Below are 24,522 nucleotides of genomic sequence, written 5' to 3' on the forward strand. Positions count from 1 at the left end.
TACTCCATTTATATCTGTGGTTAAAAACCGAACATTGATATAATAGCGCGATATTTATCTTTATTCATCAATACGTTCCGTTTAGGTCTCTCTATATGTTGCTCTCTTCAATTATCCATCACACTCGAGGTGATTTTGTTCGTAGGCTTATTGCGATTGCTTTGCCTATTACCTTGCAGAGCATTATGTTCTCAAGTCGAGGCCTTGTGGATGTGTTGATGTTAGGGCAACTGGGTGAAGCTGATATTGCTGCGGTGGGTGTAGCGAGTAGAGCTATGTTTGTCACGACCATTATGTTGGTGGGCGTGACCACGGGTGGTGCGTTATTGACTGCGCAATATTGGGGAGCCGGCAATAAGCAGGGCGTCAGAGAAAGTACAGCGTTAACTTGGTTAGTGTCTACGTTGTTTGCGTTGCTGACTATTGTGTTCTTTGTATCATTCCCAGGCCAAATCATGGGCGTGACGACCGACTCACAAGAAGTCATCACCCTTGGTGTTGACTACATCGTGATTACGTCGTTTAGCATGTTAGCCGTGTCTTGTGTCAGCAGTATGGCCGTAGGCCTAAGAGCGATGCACAAGCCGGGTTTGAGCACGTTCTTTAGTGGTATCGGAATTCTATCGAATGTGTTTCTAAACTGGGTTTTGATTTTTGGTAACTTGGGCTTTCCTGCTCTTGGAATCAAAGGTGCGGCGATTGCGACAGTGTTGAGTGGTGCAATCGAAGTAGCGACTTTGTTTGGCTATCTTTATTGTTCAAAGCATCTCTTGGCTTTCAAGTTCTGCGATATAAAAGCGGCAGCTTCGATCGAAAAAGTGGTTCGTTTCTTAAAGTTATCGCTTCCGACGACGTTTAACTTCTTAGCATGGGCTGGTGGCTTGTTTGCTTACCACGCGATAATGGGGCAATCAGGCGTCCAAGGCTTAGCTGCACTTTCAGTAATGACACCTGTTGAGTCTATCTCATTGAGTTTGTTGATTGGCCTTTCGAATGCGGCAGCGGTTCTGGTGGGTAACCAGCTTGGCGCGAAGAACAATGAAGCGGTTTACTATCAAGCTCTAGGTTTAACGATTTTGTGTTTCTTGACCAGTATCGTGGTCGCGATTTTCCTCTACTTCGTACAAACGCCAATACTGAACGCCTTTAGCGCTTTGACAGAAGAAACCCGAGCGCTTTCAGAGAAGTTCATTCTGATTCTCAGCGTGGGTATTGTTATTCGCTCGGTACCGCTGACGGTCATTGTTGGTGTGTTGAGAGCCGGCGGTGATGTGAAGTTCTGTCTCTATCAAGATGTGATTGCTCAGTGGGTGATCGGTATCCCGCTGGCTGCGATTGCCGCTATTTACCTTAAGTTTCCACCTGAGTGGGTCTATCTGCTTTTCCTCACTGAAGAAGTGCTTAAGTGGGGTGGGTCACTTTATCGTATGAAAACAAGAAAATGGATTAAAAACTTAATAGGAAGTTGAAGTAGGGCGCACCAATCGCATCACTTTATCGTTGGCATGTGATCTATCTTTCAAAATACTTCCTCCTAACAGGGAATTAGTGTAGATTCTCCTTCCAAATTCTAACTAATGCGAGCTGTTTAATGTTAAAGCTGTCAGACCTATGTAAAGGCTATGTCGACGGGGGGGAATTTCACCCTGTTTTGCAAGGTGCTGAATTAACATTAAACCAAGGTGACCAGCTGGCATTAATGGGAGAAAGCGGTTCTGGTAAAAGTACATTACTGAATCTTATTGCGGGTCTAGACCTAGCAGACTCAGGCGAAATCGCTTTCCCAAACTTCAATATGCACGATTCGACAGAACGTAATCGTACTGCTTATCGTCGAAACAACATTGGTCATATCTTCCAGCAATTCAACTTGCTACCAACGCTTAATATTGCCGACAACATTCGTTTTTGCCGTCAATTAAAAGGCTTACCTGAAGATAAGGGGCTTTGGCGACAAATCCTTTCTGCTTTAGACCTTATGCCTTTGCTTGGACGTTATCCTGAAGAAGCTTCTGGTGGCCAACAGCAACGTGCGGCCATTGCTCGTGCTTTGTACATGGAACCTAAAATCCTATTAGCCGATGAGCCTACAGGTAGTTTAGATGAGCGTAATGCTGAAGCAGTAATGCGCTTGCTGACGTCTTTAGCTCGTGAGCTGGAATGTACTCTGTTGCTTGTTACTCACAGTGAAAAAGTGGCACAGCATATGGACGGACGTATTCGTCTACAGGGAGGGCAACTTCATGTTATGGCCCGTAGTTAAAGCGCTACTCGGTCATTATCGACGTTACCCACTTCAGATTATTTTGGTATGGCTTGGTTTAACCCTCGGCGTATCATTACTGGTTGGTGTTACCGCAATCAATCAGCACGCTAAACAGAGTTATGCTCACGGCGAAAAACTGTTTTCGAATCCTCTTCCTTACCGTATTCGTCCCAAACATAACGCCAATAAGATCCCTCAAGGTTTTTATATCCAGCTACGCCGTGAAGGCTTTCAACAGTGTTCTCCTTTTGACCACCACCGTATCACTGATGAAAATGGCGCGAACTTCATGCTTATTGGCTTGGACCCTGTGTCTATGCTTCAGTTGCATCCGGGCGTTGCGCTAAAAGATCTCACAACATTAAACCTAATGAAGCCACCTTACCCAATCCTTGTCAGCGATGATCTTGCTGAGCATATGGAATGGAAGAATGGTGACTATATTCCTCTTCTGGATGGCTCTGAACTTGGGCCTGTTGTTGTTGATCAAAACAACCTCATTAACGGCACTCGGCTGATCGCGGATATCTCGCTGCTAAGAATGTTGAAACGTAGCGCTGGACTGTCTGTTATTGCTTGTTCAGATATGCCGCCAGAGAAATTAGAACGCCTTAAGAATATGTTGCCTAATGGACTGACGATTTCTCGCAGTTCTAAAGCTGAATTGGAATCTCTAACCAGTGCTTTCCACTTAAATCTAACGGCGATGGGTATGCTGTCGTTTGTCGTGGGCTTGTTTATCTTCTATCAAGCGATGTCGTTGTCATTTATTCAACGTCAGCCATTGGTCGGAATATTAAGGCAGACAGGCGTTTCTGGTTGGCAACTGGCTAAAGCGCTATGTTTAGAACTTTTGATCTTAGTGCTAGTGAGCTGGGTGTGCGGCAACATCTTTGGTGTGATGCTGGCTAACCAACTGTTACCGGCAGTTTCTTCAAGTTTAGGCGACCTTTACGATGCCAATGTGGGTTTAACCATCAATTGGAATTGGCGCTGGAGCGGTTATAGCTTAATGATGGCCTTACTAGGTGCCTTCCTAGCTTGCGCTTGGCCGTTGGTTCGCTTACTTAAATCTCAACCTATTCGTTTGTCATCACGCTTATCTTTGATGCGCTTTGCGGGTACGGAATTTACGTGGCAGGCATTGATTGGTTGTGGTTTCTTAGTTGCTGCTGTAGCTGTCTATCAAGCGCCACAAACACAAGAGTCTGGCTTTGCTATCATCGCGCTTATGCTCGTGAGTGTAGCTCTGTTTACGCCGTTCTTAATGTGGAAGCTGTTCAATAGCTTGTCTTATTCATTACGCTGGGTTCGTGCTCGTTGGTTCTTCGCTGACGCAGCATCAAGTATGAGCTACCGTGGTGTTGCTACCATGGCCTTTATGCTGGCGTTATCGGCGAATATTGGCGTTGAAACCATGGTCGGTAGCTTTAGAGACACCACTGATAAATGGTTAACACAACGTTTGGCCGCAGACCTTTATATCTATCCGACCAACAATGCAGCGGCTCGCATGAGTAACTGGTTGTCAGAACAGCCTGAAGTTGATTCAGTGTGGTGGCGCTGGGAAAAAGATGTCTCTTCTGCCAAGGGTAGCATTCAAGTGGTCAGTACTGGGCCTTCAGAAGGTGAGCTAGAAGCGCTGACCATCAAGCTCGGCATTCCAAACTATTGGTATCATTTACATCATTCTAAAGGGGTGTTGATCAGCGAATCAATGTCTCTCAAGTTGGGTATTCGCCCTGGCGATTATATCGATCTGCACGACAGTCTTGGCTCGGGTTGGCAGGTTGTCGGTGTTTATTATGATTATGGTAATCCATATCATCAGGTCATGATGTCGCATCGCAATTGGTTATATGGCTTTGCAGGCCGGGGCAATGTTGGATTAGGCGTTATATTAAAAGACGATGTAAATGCCATTGGTTTACGCAGTCGTTTAGAAAGTGTGTTTAGGCTAGGGTCTGAACGTATCTTTGATAACAACAATATTCACAGCCAAGCAATGCGGGTCTTCGATAGAACCTTTGCGATTGCTGATACGCTGGGCAACATTACCTTAGTGATTGCGGTATTTGGTATCTTCTTCGCGACCGTCGCGGGTGAAGTCTCTCGTCAAAGACATATTTCACTTCAACGCTGTTTAGGGGTCTCAGCCAAAGAGCTGATATTCACCGGAAGCCTGCAGTTGTTTGTGTTCGGACTCATTTCATCCTTGATTGCTGTGCCATTAGGTTTAGCGTTAGCAAGTTTGATCGTTGATATCGTTATTAAGCAGTCTTTTGGGTGGTCACTCGAGTTACAAGTGATTCCATGGGATTACTTAGTGACTTTTGCGTGGGCGATGGCAGCATTAATGCTCGCTGGTGCTTTACCAGTGATGAGAATGATCCGAAATACGCCGATGAAGTCATTGAGGGATGCGCTTTAATTATGTTTCAACGCAATGGCTCAAAAAAACTAAGACATCGTTTTGTCTCTTCTATTCTACTGATCAGCTTCTTCGGCGCACTCCTAGGCGTGTGGGCTTATTATTCCTATTTTGTTGACGTAGGTGATAAGGGCATTAACGAGGTTAATTCAGTATTAGTGAGTGAGCACTTTAATGTGTTTGAGCCTGTATTGCCTGACAGAAGCGTTTCTCTACCGCGTGATTTCCAATTCCACCCTGAATTTCAACATGAATGGTGGCATTACTTTGCTTCTTTAAAAGGGAGTGATGGAAAAAAGTATTCGGTGCAGTGGAGCTTTTTCCGCATCTCAACGGATGAACGTGAAACGCCTGGATGGCAAAGCCCACAAATCTATATTTCAAATGTCGTCATTTCTTCTGACTCTAAAGTGTGGAAAGAGCAGCGTTTAGCGCGTGGCGGTATTGGTCAGGCGGGAATGACGAATAGCCCCTTTAGAATCTGGATTGATAACTGGAATTGGCGAGCGCTAGGTAACACGCCGTTTCCGGGTCGACTTCAAGTGAATACAGATACCTTTGGTCTCGAGTTAGATACGGTTGCGAAAGGGCCTTATGTGCTCAATGGCGACAATGGCTATCAGAAAAAACACGATTTATTGCCTGTTGCTTCTTACAATTTCAGCGCTCCTTTTTTATCTTTGACCGGCACATTGCAACTCGATGGCGTTGCCAAGGAAGTTGAAGGAACGGCATGGGTTCATAAAGAGTGGGGAAGCGGTTTAGTTGGCGTGGGTCAACAAGGGTGGGATTGGTTTGTCTTTAACTTAGATGACGGCACAGCATTGAGCGTTAATCGTTACCGCCACAACCAACAGATGCCTTATGTATTTGGAACGCTCGCCACTCGCTCAGGCAAGGTTTTTCAGCTGACTGAATCCGACATATCTATTAAGCCTTTGCAGAATACAACGCTGCTTAATGGGCGAAGAATGCCTCTTCAGTGGATAATTAACGTCCCTGGGCATGATATTAACCTCACTACACGCATCAAACGCCGAGATATGTGGCTTCCTTTTGTGATTCCGTATTGGGAAGGACCGATCATGGCAAGTGGCAGCCATGAAGCGACAGGCTTCATGCAACTCACTGGTTACTAAATACACCTAAGGCTATCATTTGATAGCCTTTTTTATATTCGTAGCACCCTCCAGACTTGAATTAAATCTGCATACAGCTTCAGGGTTCTCATCTATACTTATTTCATAATACGTAAAAACATTATGGAATATACGACGTATTGTTTAGTATTTGTAGGAAAAACCGAAGTTAAACATCCAAAGAAGTGATTATCTATCGATTGGGCTTGTCTATACACTCGTGGTTATTCTTTGTTATTCGTTTATTTAAATAATAAATATAAGGGCGAAATCATGACCGACGTCATCCGTGACTTCTTTAAAATGGAATCTGCTGGCGGCATCATACTAGTCATCGCTGCGGCGATCGCAATGTTTGTAGCAAACTCACCACTGAACGAAATGTATCAAGGCGTTCTACACAGCTACGTTCTTGGTATGTCTGTATCTCATTGGATTAATGATGGCTTCATGGCTGTCTTCTTCCTTCTAATCGGCTTAGAAGTTAAGCGTGAACTTTTAGAAGGCGCATTAAAGTCTAAAGAGACAGCAATCTTCCCAGCTATCGCAGCTGTGGGCGGTATGCTAGCTCCTGCACTTATTTACGTGCTATTCAACTCTGGTAACCCAGAAGCATTACAAGGCTGGGCTATCCCGGCAGCAACAGATATCGCATTCGCATTGGGTATCATGGCACTACTTGGTAATCGTGTACCAGTTAGCTTGAAAGTGTTCCTACTGGCTCTAGCAATTATCGATGACCTTGGTGTTGTTGTTATCATTGCATTGTTCTACTCAGGTGATCTTTCAACGCTTGCTCTAACGGTTGGCTTTATCGCAACAGGTGTCCTGTTTATGATGAATGCTAAACATATGACGAAGCTGAGTGTTTATTTGATTGTCGGTGCAATTCTGTGGTTCGCAGTATTGAAATCTGGTGTTCACGCAACATTGGCTGGTGTAGTGATTGGTTTTGCTATTCCACTCAAGGGCAACAAAGGGGAACGTTCTCCTCTCAAACACCTAGAGCATGCTTTGCACCCGTACGTTGCTTTTGCCATCCTGCCAATCTTTGCATTTGCAAACGCAGGTATTTCATTGGAAGGCATTTCTCTATCAAGCCTAACCGGAATGCTACCTTTGGGTATCGCGATGGGTCTACTGGTTGGTAAGCCACTGGGTATATTCTTATTCAGCTGGGGCGCAGTGAAAATGGGCATAGCTAAGCTTCCTGAAGGCGTGAACTTCATGAACATCTTCGCTGTCTCTGTGTTGTGTGGTATCGGCTTTACAATGTCTATCTTTATCTCTTCACTGGCATTTGGTCCAACGAACGCAGAATTCGATACGTTCGCTCGACTAGGTATCTTGATGGGCTCTACGACAGCAGCAATACTGGGTTACTTCCTACTAAGTATTTCTTTACCGAAGACTAAGCAGCAAGAAGTAAAACTGTAATCAGTAACGGGCTCGCTTAAACAAGCCAGCCCACTTAATGAACAACAAGAATTGATCACATGAGTTACTACGAGTCTCATGTGATGACAAAGAACAAAAAAGCCGTGATGGGTAACCCTATCACGGCTTTATTGATCTTGTGTCCTTACAACAAACCTTGTCAGTATTCTTTGATAATCCTTTTGGTAGTCAGCGCTGTCCTGTGTTCGTATCTCCGTCCAACATTTGCGCATAAGAACTATTGTGACAGTGTTATGCTATTTCTCTAGCGTGGTAAAGATAGTCCATTCTTCTACGATTTGTTCATCGAGTCCGACTACTGTCGCGGTTACTTTACGGTTTAGAGCGTGTGCAGTGGCATCATCGCCATCACTTTCCAGACGCTCTTCCCCATAGCCAACAATCCTAACGCGGCTTGAGTCGACCCCATTCGACAGCAATTCGTCTTCCACGTGGTGAGCTCTTTTCTTTGATAACTCTAAGTTGTACTCATTGGAGCCTACTTTACTGGCGTAGCCTTGGATCTCAATCGATGCACTTTTATAAGTTTCTAAAAATTCCGCCATGGTTGTGATTTGGTCAGAGAAGATCGGGTTCACTTCGTAAGAGTCGTTTGCAAAAAGGATTTTCAACTGTCTGACTTCTTGCGAGCGAACAGTTTCCCCGCAGCCAGCGTTATCCACTTGAGAACCTTCGGGTGTACCAGGGCAGGTATCTCGTGCGTTTACCACACCATCTTTGTCATCGTCTTGCAGGTCAGAAATTTGCTCAGCTTCAGGTGTCTCGATGTAGTCTTCTTCCTGCTGATTAGAACAGGCAAATAAAGTCATCGATAATACGGGAAGTAGTAAGTAAGTTATTTTCATCATTAATACTCCACGGCCGTTGTCCACTCTTCTGGAATGTCGACCAGTAGAGCATTCAATAAAGAACCTGTTGCGTTCATTACACGGTACTTAGCGTACTGCTCAGAGTAATGCGCATCGAGATAATCTTTACGGGCTTCAAATAGTTCGTTCTCGGTGTTGAGTAGATCGAGCAAAGTACGTTTACCTATTCGATATTGTTTTTCATAAGCGATAACGGTTTCCGAAGCTGAATCAACATGATCAGATAGGAAGTTCTTTTGTTGCAGTGTTAGATCTAAGGCACTCCATGAAAGGCGAAGGCCTTCCTCTACTTGTCGATAAGCTCGGTCTCTCAGATCTTTCGCTTTGTTTAGTTGATAAGCAGCGGCTTCAGAATTAGCGCTGTCCGTTCCACCGTTGTACAAGTTGTATCGCATTCTCAGCATTGCTAGCGTTTCTTGGCTCGAACCTTCATCGCCCCCCGCATCATCTCGCCATGATTGAGATGCTTCGATAGAGAAAGTAGGGTAGTTAACACCTTTCGATTGTTTGTACTGAAAATGCGCTGAATCGACATCTGCAGAAGCGACTTTGATGACTGGATGTTGGTCCAAAGCATCAACTAAGGCGTCTGATAATGACAGTGGAATCATAGAAATATCGGCTCTTGGGTAAACCAAGCCTAATGGTTCCTGACCGACCACTCTTCGAAATTGGGTATGGGTATCGATTAGATTGTTCTGTGCGGCTAACAAGTTGCCGTGAGCTTTTGCGATCCTAGCTTCTACCTGCGATACATCTGCAGTTGAACCTATGCCTGACACAGCGCGCTTTTTGATGTCTTTATAAATTTTCTTGTGGATAGCAAGGTTACTTTCCGAAAGGGCTAAAACTTCAGTCGCTTTTACTGCGTCTAAATATATCTGTGTTACCTCCAAGGCTTTGTCTTCGGCATCCGCTAACAGTTGTAAACGAACCGATTCTGCTTCTGCGGCAGTACGATCAATGTCGTTTAGAGTTGATGAACCATCCCATAACAGTTGAGTCAGGGAGATTGTAGCTTCCTTTCTTGTAAGGTCTGTATCTGGGCCGTTGTTCGGTGCAGGGTTTATGCCTTCGTAACCAATACCTGCATCAAGGTCGATACTAGGTCGGTAAGCACCACCAGCAGCGTCATTTCGTTTTTTGACGCTCACATACTCGTTAAAGATGCTTTTGATCTCAGGATTGGTCGCCAAAGTGATAGCAACAGATTGTTCCAAAGTTTGAGAGGCGACTGGGGCCGCTGCAATGAAGCAGCATACCATGGATAACTTAAACAATTTCAAAGTAGCTCTCCTTCTACTTTTATATGTTTCGATCAATCTCGTAGCAGTATTTTCTGCTTTAGTGAGACACAGACTGTATTAAAGAAGCTTAGGACATCTGTAAAAAAATGCGAAGTTTGTTTGTTTTTTTTGATGGTAAGTCGCTATTGCTATTGACTAATTTAAAAATAGCCATATGCACGCCCATCTTAGTGAGTTGATTATCAATAGTGTCGATACTAAATTTACTGTATGCGACAGCCATAACGCAGAGCTGGGAGTGAGCTAGCGTGTGGTTTGTTCTGGGTAGAGGAAGTGGGAACTTAGCTATGGGAAACTTCAACCTAAACATACTAGGCCTTGCTAGCGGCAGTGTTGTGCTCGACGCTCAAGGCCAAGTTAGACGTTTGTCTCCGGGCGAACAGCCAGCTGCCAGTGATGTAGTCATCAGTTTCGATTCTAGTGAAGCCAGTGTGCCAAGTGTTTCTGCACGATTTGTAGATAACCAGGGCCAACAAAATGTGCTAGATACTGATGATGCAATCGCTCAAGTACAACGTGCTATCGAAGAAGGATTTGATCCAACGGAATTAGGAGATGAGTTTGATACAGCTGCGGGTGAGCAAGGCTCAAGTTTAACCAACAGCGGTAGGATTGAACGTACCGGGGCTGAAACTCAAGCTGCGACAAACTTTGAAACTGACGGGCTTGAGTCTCAAGGGTTGTCAGAAACTCAAAGTATTGCTCTTTTTGACATCATAGCTTTTGCGCTTGTGTCAGGAGAAGCTAATGTTGTTGAGTTTGAAAGTGACGAGCCTATTGAAACTGGGGGGACCTTAACCATTGAGGAGCCGGGTATAACCTTTATCGCTAAAAGTGTGGAAGGGGATAATGGGTTAGGGAGCTTTGTCGTCAACGAAGATGGAACATGGACCTTTGTAGCCAACAGTCCATTTGACGAACTTACCGACGGTGAGCAAATTCAAGATACAACCACAGTACAAACTTCTGATGGAGGTGAGCAAGTTATTACAGTCACCATTATTGGTACTGATGATGTGGCAGTTGCTGCAGATGATACAGGCAGTGTGACTGAGGATGTAGATGTCGATGAACTAACCAACCAACTAGTCACCTCTGGACAAGTTACGATCACCGACGTAGACGGTGATACTCCTACTTTCTTACCTGACGGTGAGTTTAACCTTGAAGGTTCGACGAATGAATCACAACTAGGCGTGTTAACTATAGTCCCTGATGGTGCTTGGACTTACGTTGTCAATAATGATGATGTGCAGTACCTAGATGACGATGAGTTTGTCACGGAAGTTTATACGGTCACTGCGATAGACGGCACAACAAGCGAAGTGATCGTCACCATTAACGGTGCGGATGATCCATCTGACATAACCGCAGGAGAGGGTGATTCGGATACTGGTGAAGTAACTGAGGATGTCGAGGTTGACCAAGAGAGCAACAACTTAACGACGTCAGGTACTTTAACCATTACCGATCTTGATGACAATGATACACCTGCCTTCAACCCAAACGGCATTTTTAACACCACGGGTTCAACTAATGCGATACCGCTCGGGGCGCTGACCATTACGTCCGATGGTGAGTGGACCTACACTGTCGACAATTATGCCGTTCAATACCTTGATGATAACGAAATTGTTACTGAGGTCTACACGGTGAGTGCAACAGACGGCACTAACAGTGAAGTGACCATCACCATTAACGGTGCCGATGATCCATCCGAAATTACCGTCGGAGAGGGTGACTCTGACATGGGTGAAGTGACGGAAGATGTGGATGTCGATGACGAGTCGAACACGCTTGAAACAACAGGCTCGCTGACTATCAGTGATCCAGATACCAGTGATAATCCCGCCTTTAATCTATCTGGTGCGTTTAAACCTTCCGGTTCAACGAATACTATACCTCTCGGGACGCTGACGATTACGTCCGATGGTGAGTGGACCTACACTGTCGACAATGATGCGGTGCAGTATCTTGATGAAAACGAAACCGTTACTGAGATCTATACAGTGAGTGCCACAGATGGCACCACTAGCGAAGTGACCATCACCATTAATGGCGCTGAAGATCCGTCTGAGATCACTGTTGGTGAAGGTGATAGTGATATGGGTAATGTGACCGAAGATGTGGATGTCGATGAAGACACCAATAATCTTGAAACCACAGGCTCATTAACCATTAGCGACCCAGATACAAACGATACACCTGCATTTAACCCAACCGGCGGGTTTCAACCTGCGGGTTCAACCAATGACACACCTTTAGGCTCATTGACCATCACCGCTGATGGTGAGTGGACCTACACTGTCGATAATGATGCCGTTCAATACCTTGATGATAACGAAATTGTTACTGAGATCTACACGGTGAGTGCAACAGACGGCACTACCAGTGAAGTGACCATCACCATTAACGGTGCCGATGATCCATCCGAAATTACCGTCGAAGAGGGTGACTCTGACATGGGTGAGGTGACGGAAGATGTGGATGTCGATGAGGAGTCGAACACGCTTGAAACAACAGGCTCGCTGACTATCAGCGATGCAGACACCAGTGATAATCCTGCCTTTAATCCATCTGGTGCGTTCAAACCTTTCGGCTCAACTAATGCTATACCTCTCGGCAAGCTGACGATTACGTCCGATGGTGAGTGGACCTACACTGTAGACAATGATGCCGTTCAATATCTTGATGATAACGAAACTGTTACTGAGATCTACATGGTGAGTGCAACAGACGGCACCACCAGTGAGGTAACGATTATTATCAACGGTGCGGAAGACCCATCGGAAATTACGGTTGGTGAAGGTGACAGTGACACGGGTAGCGTTACGGAAGACGTGGATGTCGATGACGAGTCGAACACTCTTGAAACAACAGGCTCACTGACTATCAGTGACCCAGATACCAGTGATAATCCTGCCTTTAATCCATCTGGTGCGTTCAAACCTTCCGGTTCAACTAATGCGATACCTCTCGGGACACTGACCATTACGTCTGACGGTGAGTGGACCTACACCGTAGACAATGACGCTGTGCAGTATCTTGATGAAAACGAAACCGTTACTGAGATCTATACAGTGAGTGCAGCAGACGGAACCACAAGCGAAGTGACTATCACCATCAATGGTGCGGATGATCCGTCTGAAATTACCGTTGGTGAAGGTGATTCGGATAAGGGAGAAGTGACCGAAGACTTGAATGTCGACTTAGAGACCAACGAACTTATGACATCGGGTACGCTCACGATTACCGATGTTGACACCAGTGATATGCCGGCCTTTAAACCTAATGGTGTATTCACACCTGTAGGTTCAACCTATGCACTAGCATTAGGTATGTTAACTATCACCCCTGAGGGCGCATGGAGTTATGTTGTTGATAATGATGCCGTTCAATATCTCGGTGACGACGACACCGTTATTGAGAACTATGTGGTCACTGCAATTGATGGTGTTGAACATGTCATCGAAATAACGATCAATGGTGTCAACGATGCCCCTGAAGCAACAAGCTTTGTGGTGGTCAATGATGACGATGCCGTGATTCCTATTTTGTTCGACTCTGAAGATGGTGGCATGCCTGATTACATCTCAGATATAGAAGATGATCACAATGAGATACCTCTAAATGTTCGCATTAACACCTTGCCAACCAGTGGCACCCTTCTTTATACCGATGAAAATGGAGACACCAGGGAAATAGTGCAGTCCGATGTGGATAGTGGTGTGCTGTTTGTTCCAAACAATATTAGCTTTGTTGCTGGGCCTGGAGATCTGTTTGAAATGGGCTTCAGTGGCGATCCTGAGGACATGCCTGACCTTGTTGATGGCTTCTATAACTGGGGAGTGGCGGTATCTCCAACGGAAAGGCTGATCACCTTAGCTAACGGCAATACCATTACGATATCGATTGATGACAATAATGACAAACCCCTACAGCAATATCAAGGTGAGCAGCCTCATGTTGGTTATGGGATTGGTGATACTGATGGTAAAGGTATGAACATGCAGGAGACCTTGATCATCGACTTTACCAACAACCCACTTGAAGTTGTTCATTTTGGGTTAGATGGTATGGGAGGAGAGTTCAATACCAATAGCAGTGTACATATTGAAGTTACTTACACCTTTGCTGACGGGACTACAGCTAGCGAGCAATACCAAAAAGACGAAGGCGATACAGGCAACCAGCAGATTCTGTACGAGTTCAGCTACTCGTCACCAAGTAATCCGATTGTTGGTATGGAGCTTTCATCTTCTGGTGGTAATTGGGAGCTGCGTTATGTCCAAGGAAACGAGGCAGTAACCGATGATCCTCAGTTTGACTATGTCGCAGTAGATTCAAGTGGCGCTGAAAGTACAGTCGAAACGGTGACAGTTGATACTGAAGAACCACAGCTATACAACGTGATCAGTGCTGCGAGTAACGAACCGCTGTTTGCTGCTGCTGGCAATGATTTATTGATTGGTGATAGTGAGGACAATATCTTTACTTGGTTAGATTCAGCGCTCGACAACGGTACAGACATCATTAAAGACTTTGAGCTTTATACTAACGGCTCTGGTGATTTAATTGACCTCAATGATCTCATTGAAGACCCACAAGACGAAACTCAAATGGCAGAATTGCTTGATATGATTGAAGTCTCGGTCGATGGTGAAGACATTGCTTTGTCTATTCCAATCAATGGTGGAGTCGACGTTCAAACAATCGTGGTAGAAGGGATTGCTACGGAAATGGGCGCTTCGGTTGATCTTGGTAGTGATCTCGCGATATTGGGAGAACTTATCAAAAACGATGCAGCTTAGTCGGTATCGTGAAGTGTTCTATGGCTTAACGTAATGAAAGCCCTCGGTTTCGGGGGCTTTTTTGTACCCAGCATTAGCCGAAGAAAAATTGCCTGAATCATAGGCAAAAAAAAGCCCAAACCAACACGGTTTGGGCGGATACAAGTATAGGAGTTAATAAGGAAAATGCAGTAATTAAGAAAGCAGGGGAGAGACAAGTTTGACGGCCTGTTAAACTTCTAAATACTCTGTTTTCTACTTAATTTATGACCCTCCATTTCTATTTCAGTTCCCAGAAAATTCATTAATTTTTCCTTTTTTTGTAAACATGCATCGATTCAATCGCTTAGTGAATAAAGCGATTAACTGGTACGACCAATTTGTGAAAATGTGATGTTGCTTGCTTGTTAAATAAATGTACTAAGCGTATATTTCAAACAGTTGTTTAATACGAGTGATTGAAATGGCACCAAGAAGTACAACCAAAGACAAAATCTTAGATGTGGCTGAAGGCTTATTTGCTGAGCACGGTTTTAATGACACCTCTTTACGCACTATTACGGGTAAAGCCAATGTCAATCTTGCTTCAGTGAACTACCACTTTGGCGATAAGAAGACTCTGGTTCGTGCCGTATTAAATCGATACTTAGAAGCATTTATGCCTGCACTGCAAGACGCTTTAGTGAACTTAAACTTGAACGAAACGTATTCTATGAGTGATGTGTTTGAGTCTTTAAGGCAGCCACTAAGAGCACTGAATGATGTAAGGCCAAATGGTACGAGTCGATTTATGTTACTCATCGGTCGAGGTTATACGGATGTGCAAGGTCACTTGCGTTGGTTCATTACTACTCGCTACAGCGAAGTACTGACCCTGTTTACCAGCTCAGTGATGAAAGCCAACCCGAACCTCACTCAAGAACAGTTATTTTGGCGATTGCACTTCACCCTAGGGACTTGTGTATTCACCATGGCATCTAGCCAGGCTCTGATAGAAATTGCAGAGAATGACTATGACAGAAAAATAGATGCTAAGGCAGTGGTCGATATTCTCATTCCATATTTGGCCGCTGGCATGTCAGCAAAAGAATAAAACAATAAAAAGCAAAATATTCACAAACAATATAGTGAACAAAAGGATCTGAACTATGAGCTCTCTAAGACAAAAATGGGTAAGTGACCCAGCTTTTAAACTCTTTAAAAAAGTACTACCACCACTATCTAGCACCGAGAAAGAAGCGATGGAAGCGGGTAGCGTGTGGTGGGACGGAGAGCTGTTTTCTGGTAAGCCAGATTTCACTAAGCTTCACCAGTACCCAAAACCTCAGCTGACAGCAGAAGAGCAATCGTTCATGGATAATGAACTTGAAACTTTGCTCGCTATGCTTGATGACCACAAAATTGTGAAAGAAGACAGAGACCTTCCAGAGGAAGTTTGGAACTTCTTACGCAAAGAGCGTTTCTTCTCGCTAATTATCGCGAAAGGGTACGGCGGTCGTGAGTTTTCGGCGCACGCCAACTCTACAATCGTAACCAAGATTGCAACTCGTAGTATCAGTACTGCGGTTTCGGTAATGGTTCCAAACTCTCTTGGCCCTGGTGAGCTACTGTCTCACTACGGTACTCAAGATCAAAAAGACTACTGGCTCCCACGTCTTGCTGACGGTACAGATATCCCTTGTTTCGCACTAACAGGCCCTGAAGCGGGTTCTGATGCGGGTGGTATCCCTGATGTCGGCACTGTGTGTATGGGCATGCACGAAGGCAAAGAGACACTAGGCATCAAGCTTAACTGGAATAAGCGCTACATTACGCTAGCACCAGTGGCGACGGTACTCGGTCTGGCTTTCAAATTGCACGATCCAGAAAAACTACTGGGTGACAAAGAAGACATTGGTATCACTTGTGCGCTTATCCCAGCTGACCACGAAGGCGTTGTGATTGGTGAGCGTCATGACCCTCTTGGTCTTGCGTTTATGAATGGTCCAACTCGCGGTCACGATGTGTTTATTCCTATGGAATGGCTAATCGGTGGCGCAGATTACGCAGGTAAAGGCTGGCGTATGCTGGTGGAATGTCTGTCTGCAGGTCGTGGTATCTCATTACCAGCACTTGGCACGGCGATGGGTCACCTAACTGCGAAAACGACTGGCGCATACGCTTATGTTCGTAAGCAGTTCGGTATGTCGATTGGTAAATTTGAAGGTGTTGCAGAGAGCTTAGGCCGTATTGGTGGTTTAACGTATCTATTAGAAGCGACTCGTACACTGACAACCACTTCACTTGATATGAAAGAGAAGCCGGGTATCGTAACGGCAATCGCGAAGTATCACATGACAGAAATGGCTCGTACTATTCTGAATGACTCGATGGATATCCACTCAGGTCGTGCAATTCAAGATGGCCCAATGAACTACTTGGCTGCGCCTTACCTAGGTATTCCAGTTGCTATCACAGTAGAAGGTGCGAACATCCTAACTCGTAACCTGATGATCTTCGGTCAAGGTGCGACACGTTGTCACCCATACGTATTGAGCGAAATGGAAGCGGCAGCGAACCCAGACGAGAAGCAAGGTGCAAAAGACTTTGATAGCTTGTTGTTCAAGCACATCTCACACGCAACTAAAAACACGTTCGGTGCTTTTGGTGCGGCACTAACGGGTTCTAAGTTCATTAAAGCCGACATGAGTGGCCCAACGAAGCCTTACTACCAAGATCTGACTCGTTTAAGCCGTGCGCTTGCAGTCAGTGCGGATTTCGCAATGCTGACGCTAGGTGGCGAACTGAAACGTAAAGAACTTATCTCTGCACGTTTAGGTGATGGTCTAAGTTACCTATACATGGCGTCTGCTGCACTTAAAAAGTATGAAGACGAAGGTCGTCAACAAGCTGACTTAGACTACGTACACTACGCAGTTCAGCACTGTTTCCACAATGCGGCTAAATCACTACAAGAAGCGTACCGTAACTTCCCGAACAAGATGGTTGGCAAAGTACTTAAAGGTCTAGTTTTCCCTGTAGGTAACCACTTCGAAAAACCGAGTGATAACCTAACAGTTCAACTAGCAGAAAGCTTGATGACTCCGGGCGCACACCGTGAACGTCTGACTCACCTTTGCTACATCGGCAAGGAAGAGGATGATAGTGTTGGTCTTATGGAGAACGCTTTCAATGCGATGTACAGCATCAAGCCTCTGGAGCGTAAAATCTTCAAAGCAGTGAAAGAAGGCAAAGTGGCTCGTAAAGGCTTGCTGGCAGACAAACTGGCTCAGGCACTTGCTGCCGATGTTCTAACGCAAGAAGAAGTCGACCAAATTATTGCAGCTGATAAACTGCGTTACACAGCGATTCAAGTTGACCACTTCAGTCATGACTTTAGTGAAACTTTGACGCGAAAAGAGTTAAAACCTAAGCTAAATAGCGTTGCTTAGATAACGAAATGATAAAAGGCACCTAATCAGGTGCCTTTTTTGTTTTTGTCGTAGAAGTCTCAATAGAAGCGTTAACAAATGGCGACTTAGTCAGCAAATATCAGTTGAGTGCTCCAACCACTTGCATTTTCACCACATTTTTACAGAAATTAGATGCCATTTGCGCACGAAACTCTTATCCTTAACCTGATTTTTTAAGGAAGTTGAATATGATCATCAAACCTCGAATTCGCGGATTCATCTGTACTACAACACATCCAGTCGGTTGTGAAGCTAATGTAAAAGAACAAATTGCTTACACAAAAGCTCAAGGCCCAATCGCAAACGCACCTAAACGTGTACTAGTTGTTGGCTCTTCAAGTGGCTACGGCTTGTCTTCACGTATTGCGGCAGCATTTGGTGGCGGCGCTTCTACTATCGGTGTTTTCTTCGAGAAAGCCGGTACTGAGAAAAAAACTGGCACAGCTGGTTTCTACAACTCAGCAGCGTTCGACAAGCTAGCTAAAGAAGAAGGCCTGTATTCAAAAAGCCTTAACGGCGATGCTTTCTCTAACGAAGCAAAACAGAAAACAATTGACCTGATCAAAGAAGATCTAGGTCAGATCGATATGGTTGTGTACTCACTGGCGTCTCCAGTGCGTAAAATGCCAGAGACTGGCGAAGTAATTCGTTCAGCTCTTAAGCCTATCGGCGAAACGTACACATCTACAGCTGTAGATACAAACAAAGATGCGATCATTGAAGCAAGCGTTGAGCCTGCTACTGAAGAAGAGATCAAAGACACTGTTACTGTAATGGGCGGTGAAGATTGGGAACTTTGGATCAACGCACTTTCTGAAGCGGGTGTTCTAGCTGACGGTTGTAAGACTGTTGCTTACAGCTACATCGGTACTGAACTAACGTGGCCAATCTACTGGGATGGCGCGCTAGGTAAAGCTAAGATGGATCTAGATCGTGCAGCGTCAGCGCTAAACGAAAAACTAGGCCAAACTGGCGGTACTGCAAACGTGGCTGTTCTTAAGTCTGTTGTGACTCAAGCAAGTTCTGCGATTCCTGTTATGCCTCTTTACATCGCTATGGTGTTCAAGAAGATGCGTGAAGAAGGTATTCACGAAGGTTGTATGGAACAGATCTTCCGTATGTTCAGCCAACGTCTATACAAAGAAGATGGCAGCGCAGCAGAAGTTGATGAAGTGAACCGTCTACGTCTAGACGACCTAGAACTTCGTGACGACATTCAAGAGCATTGTCGTAACCTATGGCCTCAAATCACAACTGAAAACCTGAAAGAACTGACTGACTACGTTGAGTACAAAGAAGAGTTCTTGAAGCTGTTCGGTTTCGGTGTTGAAGGCGTTGATTACGAAGCTGACGTTAACCCAGCTGTTGAATTTGATGTAGCTGACATCTAATTCAAACAATCGAATCAAAATGAAATAGGCGCTCACTGAGCGCCTATTTTTTTGTCTTAAAAGCAGAAACGAGATACGAGTATCGGGATGCGAAGAGATTTAAGAGCTGGTGCGGGATACGAGATGCTAGATACGAGGAGATTTAAAGAGCAGGTGCGAATAGCGGGATGTAAAAGCTCTAAGGTCAGACTTTGGATACAATGAAAGCTGAGAACAAGTCATAAAAAATGCACTAATCCAAAGATGAATTAGTGCATTCGAAATATCTAATCTGGGCTGCTTTTAAGCAGCAGACGCTAGCTAATGATGATGATGAAAGTACCTGCTAAGGTCATCAATATATTGGCTATCGCGTATGTACCGGCGTAACCCAGTGCTGGAATGGTTGAGCGAGCGTGGTCATTTACGATGTCCATCGCCGGAGCACAGGTTCGTGCGCCAATGATCGCACCAAATAAAAGAGCGCGGTTCATCTTCAACACGTAAGCGCCAACTAAGTAAGCAAAGAATACTGGCAGAACACTCACGACTAGGGCTATACCGATGACCTGGGGGCCTACTTGCGTTAAGTGTTCAAACATCTTACCGCCGGCACTTAAGCCTATACCGACCATGAAGAACATCAAACCCAAGTCTTTGACCATGTTCAATGCCCCTTGAGGCACGTAACCGAAAGTAGGGTGGTTCGCTCGTAAGAAGCCAAGCATGATGCCCGATAGAAGTAGGCCAACCGCATTACCTAAGCCAAATGAAACCTGACCGAATGTCATGGTGATCAAACCAAACAAAATGCCCAGAATGAAGAAGCTACAGAAGGCCATCAAATCCGCCATTTGGCTGTGGATCGAGATGAAACCAATTTTCTCAGCTAGACCGTGAACGCGACTCTTTTCACCACTGACCTGCAGTACATCACCTTTAGAAAGCACGATGTTTAAGTCCATCGGCATTTCAATCTGAGCTCGTACTACGCGGTTAAGGAAACAACCATATTCAGACAGGTTTAAGTCTGACAGGCGCTTACCTGCGATGCTGTCACTTTTAACGACGATTTCTTCTTCAACGATACGTAGATCGAGAAGATTACGGTCGAAAACCTCTTTACCGTTACGGAAGCTCGGGTCAAGACGCGCGTGGCTATCAGGGAAACCAACCAATGCGATTTCATCACCTTCTTGCAGGATCGCATCACCATCAGGGTGGGCAAGAATACCATTACGGCGAATACGCTCGATGTAACAGCCCGTTTGGCGATAAATACCCAGTTCACGCAGGTTCTTACCATCCGTCCAAGAGATAAGCTCTTGACCTACGCGGTAAGCTCGTATGATTGGAAGGTAAACCTTACGTTGCCCAGAAGCACCTAAGCCACGCTCTTGGGCGATTTGCTCCGCTGAATCGTGCAGGTTAACTTTCTGAAGCTTTGGAATAAGGCGAGCAAACATAATCATGCTGATTAAGCCAACTAAGTAAGCCATCGCATAACCCACTGATAGGTTTTCGATGATCAGGCCTATATCCATGTTTCTTGGTAATTCTGCAAGCCCAGAATTCAGCGCATCTTGAGCACCTACTAATATCGGCGTTGCTGTTAAGGCGCCCGCCATCATGCCTGCGGATAAACCAAAGCCCAGCCCGAGGTAATGACTGCTGAAATACGTTAAAGCAATTGCGGTAGAGAGCACCACAAGGCTCAGAATGAGATAATGCTTACCGTCTCTGAAGAAGATACCGAAGAAGTTGGGTCCAGCTTCAATACCAACACAGTAGATGAAAAGCATGAAGCCAATCGTAAGCGCATCAGCGTTAAACGAAAAACCAAGATGTCCCATGATAAGGGAAGTAATCAGAACGCCGATTGAATTGCCAAGTTGGAGGCTACCGAAACGAATTTTACCAATGGCTAATCCAATCGATAAAACAACAAAGATGAGGAGAATGGGGTTTTGTTCTAACAGAAAAACAACGTCGATATTCACAGTGGTCGCTCAATAATTGGCGTGAAACACAGGGTAAGTTTGAGAGGTGAATTGTATCTAAATATAAATAAATTATAAGCGATATTTTGCTATTTTACTTGATTTTGACCTTATTCTTATTCCGTATGAAAACTGGTCATAAAAAAAGCCCGCTACAGTGAGCGGGCTTCATATAAATCGTACAGTCTAATTCTAAAATTGGTTAGCTGTTTTAGGCTTTAGCCTTGGATCTCGTAAGAGAAGTCTTAGCTTAGTCGAAAAGACCTAGGTTTTCTTTTGCGTATGCTTCAAATTCTGTGCAGCCGCCGATGTGGTCTTGATCGATGAAGATTTGTGGCACTGTGTCTACTGGCTTACCAACAGTCTTCTCTAGGTCAGCTTTGCTGATGCCTTCAGCGTGGATGTCAACGTAACGGTAGTTGAAGTCATCGCGTTTAGCTTTAAGAGTTTCAGCATGCTCTTTTGCACGAACACAGAATGGGCAAGCAGGGCGACCAAAAATAACTACAAACATTTAATTTCTCCTAAATACGGGATGAGGCTCGTTAACTCTATTATGTTAACTATTCTTTAGTGAATGCCACTCAAAATTTCTTAAAACCAACTATGCCTCAATGCTATGGGGAAATAAAGATGGAATTGCCTCTTAATACGATAGCTTTTACCTATCAGCGCAAATATTCACCATAAATAGAAAGGGGCTCGCAAACTGCCCGTCACCATCGTTGAGTACCCACAAATTGAGAGTGTGAATTACCCCTAAAAATACGACTTTAATCCATCTTTAATGCCACAAGTTGCACCTCGTCAAAAAAAGCTCCTACAGAACGAGGCATCTTAATAGTGATGCACGATACAAAGGCTAAATTCCAATAACCAAGAGTTCGCAGTTTTGTTTGGTCATAGGCGCAGGAGGCACCATGTTTCAATTTATGACACCTACAAAGATCATCTTTGGTGATGGAGCACTTCAGGCTTCATTGTCCCTCTTTAATCAATACGGCTACAGCGTGTTATTGGTTACTGGCAACACGTTAGAACGCACTTCACTGGTCACCGATTATCTCGATGCGCAAAGCATGCGCTATCAACACATTGCCGTTTCCGGTGAACCCAATATCAAAATGGTCGAAGAGGCCGCCACTTCGGCACGCCGATTTAAGCCTGATATGGTGGTTGCAATGGGTGGAGGCAGTGCAATTGATATGGGGAAAGCGTTAGCAGCTGTTTTACCGAATCAAGGTAACTTATACGACTATGTGGAAGTTGTCGGTCGGAATGTACCACTCAAGGCTAAACCACTGCCGTTCATCGCGATTCCTACAACAGCGAGCACCGGCGCTGAAGTCACTAAAAACGCCGTGCTTAAGTCTGGACAAGATCAAGTCAAAATCAGCCTTCGAAGCCCCGATATGTTAGCCGACGTGGCGATTGTCGACCCGACCTTAACGTACGGCACCAACTTGTATTTATCAGGACGTGGCGCGATGGATGCCTTTACGCATCTAATGGAAGCTTATGTGTGTGGTGAACCTAATTCGCTCACCGATATGATCTGTGAGGAAGGGTTACGTAAGTTAAGTGGCTCTGTGGTTAAAGCGTGCGTTTATGATGAACCTCAAGCTCGCTCTGATCTTGCCTTTGCTTCTATGCTCGGTGGTATGGCAATAACCAATGCCAAGCTTGGAGCTGCGCACGGATTAGCTTCTGCGTTAGGGGGTAAGATATCCGCGCCACACAGTGTTATAACAGCACGCTTAGCGCCATTTGTGATGATGGAGAATATCGCAGTTGCGAGAGAGCAACAAAGAAGTGACATCTTAGCGCGCTATCAACGAATTGCTCAGATTGTTACTGGAAGTATTGAGGCAAAAGAGGAAGACGCGATTTCTTGGTTATCTGAAGTGTTGGACACGCTAAAGCTTCCAAGCCTACTGGAGTTTGGTGTCTGTGAAGCTCAGTTTGATGAGGTGTCTTCCGACGCGCTTAAATCTGTTGCGATAAAAGGAAACCCTTTACCGTTGAATCAAGAGAGGCTTGTACATATTCTTCAGCAGGTTTGTGCGGAATGCGGTTGTGGAGGGGAATACCATGAGACAGCCTCGATGAATCAAACAGCTCAAATAGCCCCAGAACAGGCTACGGAGTCGAGTTTTACTATTATTAACTCTTATGCGTCTGAGAATAATGTCGTAGAGAAAGGTAATAGCTGGACGATCTAATAGCAGAAAGCAAAAACATAAAACACATATAACGAGAAAGCTAAGCTAACTCAGGACAAATAAAAACGGAGCACTAGGCTCCGTTTTTCAATTCAACTGGTTATCAGTTCATGTGTTTTCAGTTCTGTCTTCGCAGATTAGAACTGAGAGTATTTCTCGTAACGTGAATCACGAAGTGACTCTTTCACACGCTTTAGGTTCTCTCTGAAGCCAGAACCACGACGAAGCGTAAAGCCTGTCGCTAACACGTCGATAACAGTCATCTGAACAACGCGGCTTGCCATTGGCATGTAAACGTCAGTGTCTTCTGGAACATCCAGAGAAATAGACAACGAGCTCGCTTTATCTAGAGGAGAATCTTTTGCTGTGATAGCAATAACGGTCGCGCCGTTTTCACGAGCCAGGTTCGCAATCTCAACTTGGCTTTTAGTACGGCCAGTGTGAGAGATAAGAACAATAACATCGTTATCACTGCAGTTAATGCAGCTCATTCGTTGCATCACAATGTCTTCAAAACACGTGATTGGGATATTAAAACGAATAAACTTGTTTTGAGCGTCTTTCGCTACGGCAGAAGATGCACCCAGGCCAAAAAACGAAATGCGTTTTGCTTGAGTTAGCAAGTCAACAGCTCGGTTTACTTGCATCGCGTCTAGACTGTTTTTAGCAACATCCAGACAAGCCATAGTCGATTCGAAAATCTTATGTGTATAAGCATCAGGGCCATCGTCTTCTTCAACATTACGGTTCACGTAAGGTGTACCGTTCGCCAAGCTTTGAGCTAGGTGAAGTTTAAAGTCAGGGAAGCCCTTTGTGTCTAAACGACGACAGAAGCGGTTAACTGTAGGCTCACTTACGTCAGCCATTTTAGCTAAGGTAGCAATGCTAGAATGAATTGCAGTTTGAGGGGAAGCCATAATTACTTCGGCTACTTTACGCTCAGACTTGCTGAAATTTTCCAGGTTTTTTTGTATTTTTTCTAATGTATTCATAGTGTTCACGAGGGTATAGAGAACAACTTGCTAGTTAATATCGTTTACCAGGGGGTATGGCTGAAGCAAATATCAGTAAAACAGAACCTAAAACAATGAGAGGTTTGTAATTACTGCTGCGTCAAATGGATATCAAGCTAACTAGCACCATAGAGTCAGTATAAACCCAACATACTATTAACTAATACAAAAACACGGCATGAATGCTTAAGAATATGACAAACCT

The 24,522-nt window shown here is 44.8% G+C and carries 15 protein-coding genes; 10 read left to right on the top strand and 5 right to left on the bottom strand.

All coding sequences use genetic code 11. From position 1 onward, the window contains the following. Nucleotides 1–95 precede the first annotated feature (95 nt). The 5 genes from QUF19_RS06440 (at nucleotide 96) to nhaA (ending at nucleotide 7,273) form a co-directional block, all read left to right on the top strand. A complete protein-coding gene (locus QUF19_RS06440) occupies nucleotides 96–1,469 on the top strand; it encodes an MATE family efflux transporter (protein ID WP_286297732.1) in 1,374 nt (457 codons plus the stop codon). Between the two features lie 122 nt (nucleotides 1,470–1,591). Continuing rightward, nucleotides 1,592–2,263: an ABC transporter ATP-binding protein gene (locus tag QUF19_RS06445; RefSeq protein WP_017108235.1), complete on the top strand. Its 672-nt coding sequence runs from the start codon at nucleotides 1,592–1,594 to the stop codon at nucleotides 2,261–2,263. Then, complete coding sequence (locus QUF19_RS06450; RefSeq protein WP_102439034.1) at nucleotides 2,244–4,697, top strand: ABC transporter permease; 2,454 nt, start codon at nucleotides 2,244–2,246, stop codon at nucleotides 4,695–4,697. The genes QUF19_RS06445 and QUF19_RS06450 overlap by 20 nt, the downstream gene beginning before the upstream one ends. Before the next feature lie 2 nt (nucleotides 4,698–4,699). Beyond that, complete coding sequence (locus QUF19_RS06455) at nucleotides 4,700–5,836, top strand: lipocalin-like domain-containing protein (RefSeq protein WP_286297739.1); 1,137 nt, start codon at nucleotides 4,700–4,702, stop codon at nucleotides 5,834–5,836. A gap of 273 nt (nucleotides 5,837–6,109) precedes the next feature. Next, nucleotides 6,110–7,273 (top strand): Na+/H+ antiporter NhaA, encoded by a 1,164-nt coding sequence (gene nhaA / locus QUF19_RS06460; protein ID WP_029223633.1) that lies wholly within the window; start codon nucleotides 6,110–6,112, stop codon nucleotides 7,271–7,273. 257 nt (nucleotides 7,274–7,530) lie between these two features. Here nhaA and QUF19_RS06465 read toward each other — a convergent pair whose 3' ends face one another. Continuing rightward, on the bottom strand, nucleotides 7,531–8,142 hold the full coding sequence (locus QUF19_RS06465; protein ID WP_286297743.1) for an OmpA family protein: 612 nt from the start codon (nucleotides 8,140–8,142) through the stop codon (nucleotides 7,531–7,533). Continuing rightward, nucleotides 8,142–9,449 carry a TolC family outer membrane protein gene (locus QUF19_RS06470; protein WP_102439040.1) on the bottom strand — a complete coding sequence of 436 codons (1,308 nt, stop codon included), beginning with the start codon at nucleotides 9,447–9,449 and terminating at the stop codon, nucleotides 8,142–8,144. The genes QUF19_RS06465 and QUF19_RS06470 overlap by 1 nt, the downstream gene beginning before the upstream one ends. A gap of 308 nt (nucleotides 9,450–9,757) precedes the next feature. On the opposite strand from QUF19_RS06470, the gene QUF19_RS06475 reads away from it, so the two are divergent. From QUF19_RS06475 to fabV, 4 genes are all read left to right on the top strand, one after another. After that, nucleotides 9,758–14,281: a VCBS domain-containing protein gene (locus QUF19_RS06475; protein WP_286297746.1), complete on the top strand. Its 4,524-nt coding sequence runs from the start codon at nucleotides 9,758–9,760 to the stop codon at nucleotides 14,279–14,281. Nucleotides 14,282–14,723: 442 nt separating this feature from the next. Further along, the gene (psrA, locus tag QUF19_RS06480; protein ID WP_054546579.1) at nucleotides 14,724–15,353 is read left to right on the top strand and encodes a TetR family transcriptional repressor PsrA; all 630 of its coding nucleotides are present in this window, start codon (nucleotides 14,724–14,726) and stop codon (nucleotides 15,351–15,353) included. A 55-nt stretch (nucleotides 15,354–15,408) separates the two neighbouring features. After that, nucleotides 15,409–17,691, top strand: a complete 2,283-nt coding sequence (locus QUF19_RS06485) for an acyl-CoA dehydrogenase (protein WP_286297750.1) — start codon at nucleotides 15,409–15,411, stop codon at nucleotides 17,689–17,691. Between the two features lie 209 nt (nucleotides 17,692–17,900). Beyond that, nucleotides 17,901–19,103, top strand: coding sequence for an enoyl-ACP reductase FabV (gene fabV, locus QUF19_RS06490; protein ID WP_029223635.1), 1,203 nt, complete (start codon nucleotides 17,901–17,903; stop codon nucleotides 19,101–19,103). 296 nt (nucleotides 19,104–19,399) lie between these two features. Here the strand turns inward: fabV and QUF19_RS06495 are convergent, their stop codons facing one another. Further along, a complete protein-coding gene (locus QUF19_RS06495; RefSeq protein WP_017077841.1) occupies nucleotides 19,400–21,082 on the bottom strand; it encodes an aspartate:alanine antiporter in 1,683 nt (560 codons plus the stop codon). A gap of 250 nt (nucleotides 21,083–21,332) precedes the next feature. Next, nucleotides 21,333–21,596: a GrxA family glutaredoxin gene (locus QUF19_RS06500; RefSeq protein ID WP_009847069.1), complete on the bottom strand. Its 264-nt coding sequence runs from the start codon at nucleotides 21,594–21,596 to the stop codon at nucleotides 21,333–21,335. Between the two features lie 406 nt (nucleotides 21,597–22,002). Here QUF19_RS06500 and QUF19_RS06505 point away from each other — a divergent pair, with 406 nt between their 5' ends. Beyond that, the gene (locus QUF19_RS06505) at nucleotides 22,003–23,304 is read left to right on the top strand and encodes an iron-containing alcohol dehydrogenase (protein WP_286297804.1); all 1,302 of its coding nucleotides are present in this window, start codon (nucleotides 22,003–22,005) and stop codon (nucleotides 23,302–23,304) included. A gap of 137 nt (nucleotides 23,305–23,441) precedes the next feature. Here QUF19_RS06505 and QUF19_RS06510 read toward each other — a convergent pair whose 3' ends face one another. Continuing rightward, complete coding sequence (locus tag QUF19_RS06510; protein WP_004734686.1) at nucleotides 23,442–24,296, bottom strand: MurR/RpiR family transcriptional regulator; 855 nt, start codon at nucleotides 24,294–24,296, stop codon at nucleotides 23,442–23,444. Nucleotides 24,297–24,522 lie beyond the last annotated feature (226 nt).

This window comes from Vibrio sp. FE10 (assembly GCF_030297155.1).
In the GTDB taxonomy this organism is placed as follows: Bacteria; Pseudomonadota; Gammaproteobacteria; order Enterobacterales; family Vibrionaceae; genus Vibrio; species Vibrio apostichopi.